10 protein-coding genes and 1 pseudogene are annotated in these 11,432 nt (G+C 65.7%); 9 read left to right on the forward strand and 2 right to left on the reverse strand.

All coding sequences use genetic code 11. The features are described 5' to 3' along the window. Positions 1 to 105 precede the first annotated feature (105 nt). The 4 genes from M0765_RS01480 (at position 106) to M0765_RS01495 (ending at position 2,840) form a co-directional block, all read left to right on the forward strand. The gene (locus M0765_RS01480) at positions 106 to 993 is read left to right on the forward strand and encodes a phosphate/phosphite/phosphonate ABC transporter substrate-binding protein (RefSeq protein WP_258501591.1); all 888 of its coding nucleotides are present in this window, start codon (positions 106 to 108) and stop codon (positions 991 to 993) included. Positions 994 to 1,049: 56 nt separating this feature from the next. After that, positions 1,050 to 1,754 (forward strand): glutathione S-transferase N-terminal domain-containing protein, encoded by a 705-nt coding sequence (locus M0765_RS01485; RefSeq protein WP_258501592.1) that lies wholly within the window; start codon positions 1,050 to 1,052, stop codon positions 1,752 to 1,754. Positions 1,755 to 1,996: 242 nt separating this feature from the next. Continuing rightward, on the forward strand, positions 1,997 to 2,614 hold the full coding sequence (locus M0765_RS01490) for an RNA polymerase sigma factor (protein ID WP_258501594.1): 618 nt from the start codon (positions 1,997 to 1,999) through the stop codon (positions 2,612 to 2,614). A 10-nt stretch (positions 2,615 to 2,624) separates the two neighbouring features. Continuing rightward, a complete protein-coding gene (locus M0765_RS01495) occupies positions 2,625 to 2,840 on the forward strand; it encodes an iron dicitrate transport regulator FecR (protein ID WP_258501596.1) in 216 nt (71 codons plus the stop codon). Between the two features lie 12 nt (positions 2,841 to 2,852). Here M0765_RS01495 and M0765_RS01500 read toward each other — a convergent pair whose 3' ends face one another. Beyond that, positions 2,853 to 3,098 carry a hypothetical protein gene (locus M0765_RS01500; protein WP_258501597.1) on the reverse strand — a complete coding sequence of 82 codons (246 nt, stop codon included), beginning with the start codon at positions 3,096 to 3,098 and terminating at the stop codon, positions 2,853 to 2,855. Between the two features lie 9 nt (positions 3,099 to 3,107). Next, positions 3,108 to 4,796: pseudogene (locus M0765_RS01505) on the reverse strand (cyclic peptide export ABC transporter). 183 nt (positions 4,797 to 4,979) lie between these two features. Here M0765_RS01505 and fhuF point away from each other — a divergent pair. The 5 genes from fhuF (at position 4,980) to M0765_RS01530 (ending at position 11,363) form a co-directional block, all read left to right on the forward strand. Continuing rightward, positions 4,980 to 5,708, forward strand: coding sequence for a siderophore-iron reductase FhuF (fhuF, locus tag M0765_RS01510; protein ID WP_258501598.1), 729 nt, complete (start codon positions 4,980 to 4,982; stop codon positions 5,706 to 5,708). A gap of 49 nt (positions 5,709 to 5,757) precedes the next feature. Beyond that, a complete protein-coding gene (locus tag M0765_RS01515) occupies positions 5,758 to 6,609 on the forward strand; it encodes a formyltransferase family protein (protein WP_258501599.1) in 852 nt (283 codons plus the stop codon). Continuing rightward, positions 6,606 to 7,649: a GNAT family N-acetyltransferase gene (locus tag M0765_RS01520; RefSeq protein ID WP_258501600.1), complete on the forward strand. Its 1,044-nt coding sequence runs from the start codon at positions 6,606 to 6,608 to the stop codon at positions 7,647 to 7,649. Before M0765_RS01515 ends, M0765_RS01520 begins: the two co-directional genes overlap by 4 nt. A 12-nt stretch (positions 7,650 to 7,661) precedes the next feature. Further along, a complete protein-coding gene (locus tag M0765_RS01525; RefSeq protein ID WP_258501602.1) occupies positions 7,662 to 8,996 on the forward strand; it encodes a lysine N(6)-hydroxylase/L-ornithine N(5)-oxygenase family protein in 1,335 nt (444 codons plus the stop codon). A 168-nt stretch (positions 8,997 to 9,164) separates the two neighbouring features. Further along, on the forward strand, positions 9,165 to 11,363 hold the full coding sequence (locus M0765_RS01530) for a TonB-dependent siderophore receptor (protein WP_258501603.1): 2,199 nt from the start codon (positions 9,165 to 9,167) through the stop codon (positions 11,361 to 11,363). Positions 11,364 to 11,432 lie beyond the last annotated feature (69 nt).

Raw genomic sequence — 11,432 nt, forward strand, 5'->3', positions numbered from 1 at the left:
CCACTGCCGCAGCGGCCCGGCGCCATGCATGCCATGGGCGGGGCGCCGCGCGCATAGGTGCTTGCGATCATCGGCGGCCGCGCCCCCGGCCCCTATGATCTTTTGATGTACACCCCCGCCACACTCCGCCCCGACAACATCGACGTGTGCGCCGCCAGTGCGCGCCGCACCCGCAGGCCGCGCTCGCTTCTGCTTGCCGCGCCGGCGGCGGCGTTGCTGCTGGCCGCGGCCGCACCGGCCCAGGCGCTGGTCATCGGAGTGACGGAAGGCGTGAGCTACCAGGTGACGGAAAGCCAGATCGCACCGCGCTTCGAGCCCATTGCCGAGGCCTTGAGCAAGGCACTGAAGCAGCCGGTGACCATCAAGGTGTTGATTTCGTACAACGGTGCGCGCGAGGCCCTGAAGGAACAGCAAGTCGACATGGCCTTCATCCATCCGGCCCATGTGGCGCTGGAGGCCATCAAGAGCGGCCGCTACCAGGCGCTGGCCTGGACCGGCGGCTTTACCGCATACAAGGTATCGCTGCTGTGCAAGGAGCCGCAGCCCATCTCCGACTGGAAGAGCATTGCCGGCAAGGGCCTGGTGATGCCCGACCCGGATTCGATCACCTCGGTGATCACGCGCGCCATGCTGCGCGAGCAAGGCGTGCAGGCCGCCTCGCTCAAGCTCACCAACACGCGCTACCAGGACGCCGTGCCCTTCTACGTGAAGAACGGTTTTGCCGCTTATGGCGCCACGGCCTCGTCGGGCGTGATCAAGGCCTGGAAGGACAGCGGCGGCAACGTGTGCGCCGAGTCGCGCGCGGTGCCCATCAAGCAGTGGGTGGCGTCGCGCAAGCTCGATGCCGCCACCACCGCCGCGGCGCGAGAAGCCCTGCTGGGGCTCGCACAAAGCGACGCCGGCAAGCGCGCGCTTGCAACCTCGACCTACACTGGCTTCGTCGCGCCGTCGGCCGAAGTCGAGGCCGCCCTGCTCACCTGGCTGGGCATCTGAAACCGGCCGGCGCGGCGCCATGGCTCCGCTCCTTTTCCGCTCTTTCAGAATTGCCCATGCACGATCTTTCCAGCTTTCCCATCACCAAGAAATGGCCCGCGCTCCAGCCTGACAGGCTGCAGCTCTATTCACTGCCCACGCCCAACGGCGTGAAGGTTTCGATCATGCTGGAAGAAACCGGGCTGCCCTACGAAGCGCACCTGGTGAGCTTCGAGACCAACGACCAGATGTCGCCGGAATTCCTGTCGCTCAATCCGAACAACAAGATTCCCGCCATCCTCGATCCCGACGGCCCCGGCGGCAAGCCGCTCGCGCTCTTCGAGTCGGGCGCCATTCTTCTCTACCTGGCCGACAAGACCGGCCAGTTCATTGCGCAAGATGCCGCGGGCCGCTACGAAACCATCCAGTGGCTCATGTTCCAGATGGGCGGCATCGGCCCCATGTTCGGCCAGCTCGGCTTCTTCAACAAGTTTGCCGGCAAGGACTACGAAGACAAGCGCCCGCGCGACCGCTACGTGGCCGAATCGAAGCGGCTGCTCGGCGTGCTCGACAAGCGCCTTGCAACCAGCCAGTGGGTGGCGGGCGACAGCTACTCCATCGCCGACATCGCCATCTTTCCGTGGGTGCGCAACCTCGTCGGCTTCTATGAAGCGGGCGACCTGGTGGGCTTTGGCGAGTTCAAGAACGTGGCGCGTGCGCTCGAAGCCTTCGTTGCGCGGCCGGCCGTTGCGCGTGGCCTGGCCATTCCGAAGCGCGGCTGATTGCCAGGGGCGGCGCAGCCGCCGCCCAATCCGAAAACAGAACTATTCATTTTCGGAGCGAGTGTCTCTTTCAGGCACGCACATGAGGTTCCCAAACCTTTATCGCACCTCGTTGGGCAGCGGTTAAGGTTACACTTCAATAAGAATAATTCTTATTCAACCATCCGCGTCACCCTTCGCTCTGACGCCGGTGACCGGCCGGGAACCACCACCACTGCGAATGCTTGCGAGAAGGCGATCGGATGCGCGACCTCGTCCAGGAACTGCTAGCTCACTATGCGGACTTGCGTCGGCAGCTGACGCGCGACCTGCGGGACCCTCACTACGCGGCGGACATCGCGCAATCCAGCTTCGAGCGGGTGTATGCGCACGCGCTCAAGCTGAACAAGGACATCCGCATCGGCGGTGCGGCAACCGACGGACCGCAGGGCTCGGGCATCGAGTCGCCAAGGGCGCTGCTGTTCCGCGTGGCGCGCAACCTGTGCGTGGACGACGCACGTCATCGCAAGGTGGCGCAGGAGTGGGCCAGCACGCATTTCAGCGCCGGCTCGCGCCAGACGGTGCCGTCTTGCGAATACATCGCCTCCCAGCAGCAGGTGCTGGCGCGCGTCGTCGAAACGCTGGAAACCCTGCCGCCGCGGCGGCGCGAAGTGTTTTTGCTGTTCCGCGCCTACGGACACACGCGCGCAGAAATCGCGCAGCAGCTCGGCATCACTGAAATGGCGGTGGCCAAGCATCTGCTGCGCGCCGCCATCGACTGCTCGCGCGTGTTTGCGGCGTTGCGCTCGGAGTTGGTCGAGCAGACCACGGTCTCGAACCGAACGGGCTTCGACGCGAAGCTGGCCGAAGACTTCGCCTGAGCGACGCAACGTGGCAAGCGCGCCGGAAGAAAAGCTCATCGAGCGTGCACTCGCGCTCATCGTCGAAAGCGAAAGCGCCCCGCAAGATGCGGCTGTTGCCGCGCGCCTGGCCTTGAGCCGCTGGCGCAGCCGGTCGGCCGAACATGCCGCCGCAGCGCAAGAAGCGCGGCGTCGCTGGGACGCCCTCGGCGGCATGGCGGCGGAACTGCGCAACCTGCAAAAGTAACGGCGCCGCGCCTCACTGCAGGCGCCCCTCTTCGCGTAGCGCCTCGTCCATCGAAGGCTTGATCAGCGCGGCGCCGGTCAGTGCCCACAGCGTCAGCACGTCGTCCAGCGCGCAGATGTTGCCGGGGTTCACGCCGAGCCAGCGTATGAGCTCTTCGGCCCGCTCCGGCGAAGGCGAATCATGCAGCGTGCAGAAGAGCGTCCAGGCGACGTCGAAGGCCGGGTCGTCGTCGGTCGGCCGGGTCGTCTTGTCTTTCATTCCCCTCCTTCACGCTGCGAGGCTTTCCCGCGATTCGCGCACCTTGTCCTCGACGATCTTTCCCGCCTGCATGGTGATGACGCGGTCGGCCAGGTGAAAGTAGCGGTCGTCATGCGAGATCACCACCAGCAGGTGTCCCTTGGCGCGCAGCTCGGGCAGCAGCTCGGTATAGAAAAGATGGCGGAAGGTCGGGTCCTGGTCGGCGGCCCATTCGTCGAACACCAGCACCGGGCGGCCTTCGAGGTAGGCATGCACCAGCGCCAGCCGCTTGCGCTGCCCGGTCGAAAGATCGGTGGTGCTGAATGCGCCGTTCTTCAGGCTCACCTTGTGGGCAATTTCCAGCCGCTCCAGATAGGGCAGCGCCGTTTCGGGCAACACCTCCATGCCGGCGCCGCCTTCGCTTTCTTCACCGGCCACAAGATCTTCGAACAGATAGAAGTCGGAGAACACCGTGGTGAACAGCTGGCGGTAGTCGTCGCGGCCTTCGGGCTTGACCACCGAGCCGTCGATCAGCACGTCGCCTGCCTGCGGTGCATACAGGCCCAGCAGCAGTTTGATCAGCGTGGTCTTGCCGGAGCCGTTGTCGCCCACCACAAACACCATTTCGCCGCGGCGCAGCTTCAGGTCGATCGGCCCGAGCGCAAAGGCCTCGCCGCCTTCAGGCGCATCGAACGCATAGCGCACGCCGCGCATGCCGATTTCATGCTTCAGGATGACGCCGTTGGACGCGCGCTCCAGGTGCAGGTGCGGCTCGGGTGTGGCAAAGCGCGCCGACAGGTCGCCGATTCGCTGGAAGGCCACCTTGGCACGGCCCACGCCGGGCAACAGGAGCGCGATCTGGTCCAGCGGCCCCTTCAGGAACAGCAGCACCAGCACGAAGCCGCTGAGCACCGCGGGCTCGGTCGGCTGGAACGCAGCCCAGCCCAGGATCAGCGCGATCAGCAAAAGAACAGTGCCGAGCCGAAGGCGGTGGCAATCACATAGGTGTTGATGGCACGCCCGTTGACGACGCGGATGGTGTCGACGATGCGCTCGATCTGGCCGGAGAACATGCGCGTGCGGCGCGTGCGGTGCATGCGCAGCTCCTTCGCGCCTTCGCTGATGGCGCGGTAGGCCTTGTGCAGCTGGTCTTCCTGCTCGCGCGCTTTCCAGAAGCCGGCTTCGCCGCGGATCTGCGCCATGAGCTGCACCGTGATGCCGATCACCAGCGCCACCAGCATCAGACCGAACAGCGGCAGCGAAAGGAACGCGAGGTAGCTCAGGCAGCCCAGCGCCACGGCAATTGCGATCAGCATTCCCGACAGCGCGAACGCCACGTCGCTGATCATGTCCACGTCCTGAGACAACACCGGCATCAGGCGGTGCGTGCGGTAGCGCTCCAGCGCATCGATGGGCGCCGCGAGAATTTTCTGCGCGAGGCTCTTGCGCACCTGGGCCACCAGGCGCTGGCCGACGAAGTTGGTCGACACGTCCGACACCATGCGCCCGAAGAGCGCCACGCCGCACAGGCCGATGAAAGTCAGCAGCAGCCCCCGCCAGCCCGCCCGGTTGGTTGAGCACCCGGTTGATGGTGCCGAGCAGCGCGACCGTGGCGGCACCGGCGCTGATGCCCGTGACCGCGGACAGCACTATCCACGGAAGAAAGGGTTTCAGCAGGCGCCCGATTTCGGCGCCGTTGCCTGCGGTGGTAGTTGTCATGCAAAGGCTCTTTCCGCCCCGGGGGCGACAGCGTGGAAACGACCATGCCGCCCGGCACAGCCTCGGCGGCTTCGTGCCACCTACTGCCTAGACGGTTGAGCCGCGGCAATGTTCAGCGCGGTGCGCGTGAACAGTTGCCCTGCAAATCCGTCTTGATGAAATGACCTTGCCGACGGCCGATCCGTGATCCCGCTGCTGGAGCCACTGTTCCCCGGCGAACTGGCCGTGCATGGCGAGAAACTGCAATGCGCCGACACCGTGCCACCCGGCGCGGTGCGCGTGGCGGACCTTGTGCAATCGCGTGCATTGCTTGCCGACGTGCTGCAGAGAAATGCGCGCTACCGGGGCGTTGCCGGCACAGACCTGCGCGCCGTTGCGTCCGCATGGAGCCTCGAATACATCGCGATGCTGCTGCCGCCCGTGATGGCCGCGGCCAGCATGCTGCAGCACGTGTTTCCGGTTGCGGCGGAACACACCTGGGTGCGGCTCGACGCGCATGGCGGCCCCGCGAGCTTTCACATCCGGCACATGGGCCGGCCGCACCACGGGGCCGGCACCGCGGAGCGCTACGCGCCGCTGCTCTGGCAGCACCTTGCGCCGCTGTTCGAGGCGCTCGCCGGCCTGACGCGGCTCGCGCCCAAGATTCTCTGGAGCAACACCGTGCGGCTCATGGAGCCCGTTTTCGACGTGGCGTTGGCCGCCACCGGCGGCGCACCGTCGATCTCGCGCGACCGGCAGCTGCTGCTGCACAGCGCCACGTGGCCGAACGAGCTTCGCCCCAACCCGCTTCACGGCCGCGAACGCAGCCACCCCGTCAAGCTGCACCGGGAGTGCTGCCTCAACTACCTTCTGCCGCACGAGCACCACTGCAACGCCTGCCCGCTTGCGCAGGAGCATCGCGGTCTCGGGTGAACAGATTGCGGGCCATTCCGTCTTCCATCTATCCATCCATTCCACACATATGTCCAAGGCCAAGCTCGTCTACATCCTGTCTTTGAGAAATGCCGCCGCCGACAAGGCCGGCCAGCATATTGCGTACAAGGGAGAACAGCGCTACATGGCCTCCCCGCTCGAGTACCTGGCCAAGGCGCTCGACGAGACGCCGCTGGGCGACGCCTACTCGCTCGAAGGCATCGTCATAGACGACGATCCGCGCTCGCCGAAAGACCAGTCCGCGCTGCAGGACTACGGCTTTTCATGCCAGCCCGACAAGAAATGGATCTTTCCGGCGGGCCTGAAGACGCAAGGCAAACAGCTCACGGACATCTTCCATCCGGTGCCTTCCGAATACAGGCGGCTGCCGCTCGATTCAGCCGAACGCCCCGCAGGCAAGAGCCGCTTCGAGCGCACCCTGCTCGACAAGCTGCTGACGCTGCAGGCCGACATCGTCGTGCTCGACGGCCTGCTCGTGATCCTCGACGAGCTGGTGCGGCCCGGCGCACCGTTCCACCGCAAGATCGTCAACATCCATCCGGGCATCACCCGCATCGAATCACCTTACGAGCGCCGCGGCGCCTATGCAACCCTCGATGCGCTGCACGGCGCGCAGGGCCGCAAGATCGTGAACTGGCAAACGATGGAAAGCGTGCCCGTGCCTCCGCTCTACAAGACAGGCGCCTCGCTTCACTACGTGGACAACGGCATCGACTCCGGCGAGGTGATCCACGACGCGCTGCGCACCACCATCGACCCCAACGACACCATCCTCGAGCTGCGCTGGAATAACTTCAACCACAGCCTCTTTCCCGCGCTGCACGAGGGCCTGGCCCTGCTCGCAGGGCAACGGCAACCGCTCACCGAAAGAACCGCATGACGTCCACTCCCCATGTTTCTTACGCGGACGGCATGCCGCACGCCATCACGCGCGAAGGTGACACGCTCGGCGTGCGCAACACGCAGGACGGCACGCGCTCGCTCTGGAAAATCAGCCAGGCGGCCTCAGGCGCCGTGCTCCAGTGGGTGGACGGCAGCAATGCGTCCACGGCCCACCTGCTGGCCGCACTGGAAGGCGCGTTCGAACACCACCCGGCCCATAAGACGCTGCGCGTGGTGCCCAGCCAGCCGGCGGCGTCGCTCGTGCAGGCCGGCGTGCTGCTGCAAGCCGAAGGCGGCCAGGCCCTCGCCTGCCGCGACATGCTTTGGCAGCAGCCTTCGCTGTGGCTGCCCGCAGTGCACGCCCCCATGGCCCTGCAATACGCACTGACCAACGGCAAGCGCCACCCCGTGCGCCCGCCCAAGCCGCGCGGCGTGCTCTACCAGCGCTTCATTCCCTGGCTTGGCAAGACCTTTTCGTTTCGCAGCTTCGACTTCGAGGCCGACCTGCCGATGTTCAACCGCTGGATGAACGACCCCGACGTGGCCGTGATCTGGGAGGAAGAAGGCGACCTGGACAAGCACCGCCAGTACCTCTCGGCCATCGACCGCGATCCGCACATGTATTCGATGATCGCCTGCCTCGACGGCGAGCCCTTCGGCTACTTCGAGATGTACTGGGCCAAGGAAAGCCGCATTGCGCCGTTCTACGACGTGGACGACTACGACCGCGGCTGGCACGTTCTGATCGGCGAGCCGGCGTTTCGCGGCAAGGCCTTTGCCACCGCCTGGCTCACCTCGATTTCGCACTACATCTTCTTGTGCGACCCACGCACCCAGCGCGCCGTGGGCGAGCCGCGCATCGATCACCTGCAGCAGATCCGCAACCTCGACAAGTCCGGCTACGCGAAGGTGAAGGAATTCGACCTGCCGCACAAGCGCGCCCTGCTGGTCGTGATGCTGCGCGAACGCTACTTCACCGACGCCCTCTGGCTGCCCCGCAGCGACGGCGCCGCCACGCCTGCCCAACATTCTGCGTAAAGGAAAACCGCCATGGTGATTCACGACCTCATCGGTATCGGCTTCGGCCCTTCGAACATCGCACTGGCCATTGCGCTGGACGAGAAACGGCGCGACGGCCGCCGCGTCGATGCGATGTTCATCGAGAAGCAGGCCGGCTTCGCCTGGCACAAGGACATGATGCTCGACCAGGCGCACATGCAGATCTCGTTCATGAAGGACCTGGCGACGCTGCGCAACCCCACCAGCCGCTTCACCTTCATCAACTACCTGCATGAAAAGAAGCGCCTGCAGGACTTCATCAACCTGAAGACCTTCTTTCCCAGCCGCCACGAGTTCAACGACTACCTGGGCTGGGCCGCATCCCAGTTCGAAGATGCCTGCGTCTACGGAGAAGAAGTCTTCGAGGTGCTGCCCGAAAAAGAAGGCCATGGCGGCGAGGTGTCGCTGCTGCGCGTGCGCTCGCGCGACGGCGCCGGCCACGTGACCGAGCGCCTTGCACGCAACCTGGTCGTGAGCATTGGCGGCATGCCCAACATTCCGGACGGTTTTCGTGCACTGAGGAACGACCCGCGCGTGTTCCATTCGAGCAGCTACCTGCGCGACATGGCCCGCCTGCCCGATGCGGCAAGGATTGCGATCGTTGGCGCGGGCCAGAGCGCGGCGGAGATCTTCATGGACCTGCAGGGCCGCCCGCACGCGCCGCAGGTCGACCTCATCATGCGGGCCCGCTCGATCCGCCCGTCGGACGACAGCCCCTTCGTGAACGAGGTGTTCAACGTAGAGTTCACCGACTACATCTACAGCCAGCCTGAAGACGAACGCGCCGCGCTCATCGACGAGTTCGGCCACACCAACTACGCGGTGGCCGACCTCGACCTGATCCAGCAGATCTTCAAGATGTTCTACGAGCAGAAGGTTCGCGGCGAAGAGCGCATGCGCTTCCTGCGCCGGCACGAGATCCGCGGCGTGCATGCGGCAGCCGATGGCGTTCACCTGACCCTGCACGACCAGAACACCGGCCATGAAAACACCCTGCGCTACGACGCCGTGGTGCTGGCCACCGGCTATGGCCGCGAGCAGCACAAGGCGCTGCTGACGCCGCTTGCTCCCTACCTTGGCGATTTTTCGGTCGACCGCCACTACCGCGTGGGCAGCACGCCGGACTTTCACCCCGCCATCTTCCTGCAGGGCGCCTGCGAGTCGTCGCACGGGCTGAGCGACACCCTGCTGTCGGTCACCTCGGTGCGCACGGGCGAGATCGGCAACGCCCTGCTCAAGGCGATTCCGGCCGGCGCGCCGGTGGCCGCCACTGCCGTGAACGCCGCAAACAGCCCCCGTCACGAGCGGCAGGCGGTGCAGGCCTAGGCGCGGCTACCCGGCGCCGGGCAGGCAAAAGAAAAAGGAGACAGGCCGCTGTCTCCTTTTTTTTAAGCCAAACGTCTCATGTATGGAAGCGCCAAGGTGCCGAAACCGGCCGGCCTTGGGCGTCGCAACGTGAACACGTCGTATTCAAGCACCTGGAGTATCAACTTTATGCGTCCCCTGCCCCGTCAACGTCTATTGAATGCCGCGCTCGCCACGGCCTTCGGAACGGCCTTTTCCCTTTGCAGCGTAAGCGCCCTGGCGCAGGCGACTGGACAGCAGCGGGCCGGCGATTCGACGCTGCCCGCCATCACGGTGAACGCCGACACGGAAGAATCCGCCACGGGCCGGGTTAACGGCTATCTTGCCAAGCGCAGCACGGCCGGCAGCAAGACGGACACGCCGATCGTCGAGACGCCGCAGTCGATCTCGGTCATCACGGCCGACCGCATGGACGCCATCGGCGCCACCACCGTCAAGGACGCGCTCGGCTATACCCCGGGCGTGAGCATTGCGCCCTTCGGCGCCGATTCGCGCTACGACTGGATCTCGATCCGCGGCTTTGACGGCTATGCGCCGGGCTTCTACCTGGACGGCCTGCCGCTGCGCAACAACGGCACCTGGGGCGTCTGGAAAACCGAGAACTACGGCAGCGAGCGCATCGAAGTTCTGCGCGGCCCCACCTCGGTGCTCTATGGCATGGCAAGCCCGGGCGGCGTGGTCAACATTGCGAGCAAGCTGCCCACGGCAGAGCCCGTGCGCGAGATCCAGCTGCAGTACGGCAACGACGCCCGCCGCCAGGTGGCCGGCGATTTCTCGGGCGCGCTCGACGCCGAAGGCAAGGTGCTCTACCGCATTACCGGTGTGGTGCGCGACGCCCAGCTGCCCGGCGGCAGCTCGCGCGACGACCGCACCTACATTGCGCCCTCGATCACCTGGAAGCCATCGAGCGACACCACTTTCACGCTGCTGGCCCAGTACCAGAAGAACCGCGCCGGCGCCTACAGCCGCATTCGCCCCGCGGCCGGCTCGCTCACGCCGACGCGCATCGGCACCTACATTCCCAGCGACCTGAACGTCGGTGATCCCAACTTCGATCACTTCAACCAGGACCAGAAGATGATCGGCTACCAGCTCGAGCATCGCTTCAACGACACCTTCACCGTGCGCCAGAAGCTGCGCTACGGCAAGCTCGAGGTCGACTACCGCGCCCTGCAGTCGCCGGGCTTCGTTCCCATGGACCCGGCCAATGCGCTGAGCGCGGAGAACTACCGCTACCTGAACCGCGGCGTCTTCGGCAGCCAGGAAAGCACCTCGTCGGTCACCATGGACAACCAGCTGCAGGCCGACCTGCGCTCGGGCGACTGGCGCCACAAGGTGCTGGTGGGCCTGGACTACCAGCGCACCCGCATCGACCAGTACACCTACAGCAGCCCCTTTGGTACGCCGCTGCTCGACATCTACGCGCCTGTGTACGGCGGCACCATCGACATTCCGCAGCCCTACGTCAACGGCGTGAGCCGGCTCGCGCAGACCGGCATTTACCTGCAGGACCAGATCAAGTGGGGCGACCGCTGGTCGCTCACCATCGGCGGGCGCTACGACACGGCGCAAAGCACCAACTACAGCCGCCTGGATGGCTCCACGCAGCGCATTTCGGAGCACAAGTTCACCAAGCGCGCGGGCTTGGTCTACCTGGCGCCCAACGGCCTGGCGCCGTACCTGAGCTACTCGGAGTCGTTCGCGCCCATCGGCGCGCTCGACCCGGCCACCCGGACCCCCTTCAAGCCTGAAAGCGGCCGCCAGTACGAGGCCGGCATCCGCTACCAGCCGCCGGGCGGCAAGTCGCTGTACAGCGCGGCCATCTTCGACCTGCGCCGCAAGAACTACATCACGTATGACGCGACCTTCATGCCGAAGCAGACCGGCGAGATCTCGGTGCGGGGCCTCGAGCTCGAAGCCACCACCGAACTCATGCCGCGCCTGAACCTCACGGCCTCCTACGCCTATACGCCGCGCGCCATCGTCACGGCCAGCAGCCGCGCCGAAGAAATCGGCAAGCAGGCGATGTCCGTTCCGCGCAACCGCCTCTCGGTGTGGGCGGACTACCGCTTCAGCAACGGCCTGAAGGTGGGCGCGGGCGTGCGCTTCAACGGCTCGACCCGCGGCGACGCGGAAGTCGTCGCGCCGGCCAAGGTGCCTTCGTACACGCTGCTGGACGCCATGATCGGCTACGACATCGACCGCTGGACGCTGGCGCTGAACCTGCGCAACCTGACCAACAAGACCTACGTTGCGAACTGCGCCTACGGCTACTGCTACCTGGGCACGCAGCGCACGGCGGTGGCAACGGCCACCTATCGCTGGTAAGCCCTTCGGCCCCAAAGAGCCAAGGCCGGATGCCCTCGCGGGCATCCGGCCTTTTTGTGCGGCAGCTCT

The sequence above is a fragment of the Variovorax sp. S12S4 genome, from assembly GCF_023195515.1.
Classification (GTDB): Bacteria; Pseudomonadota; Gammaproteobacteria; order Burkholderiales; family Burkholderiaceae_C; genus Variovorax.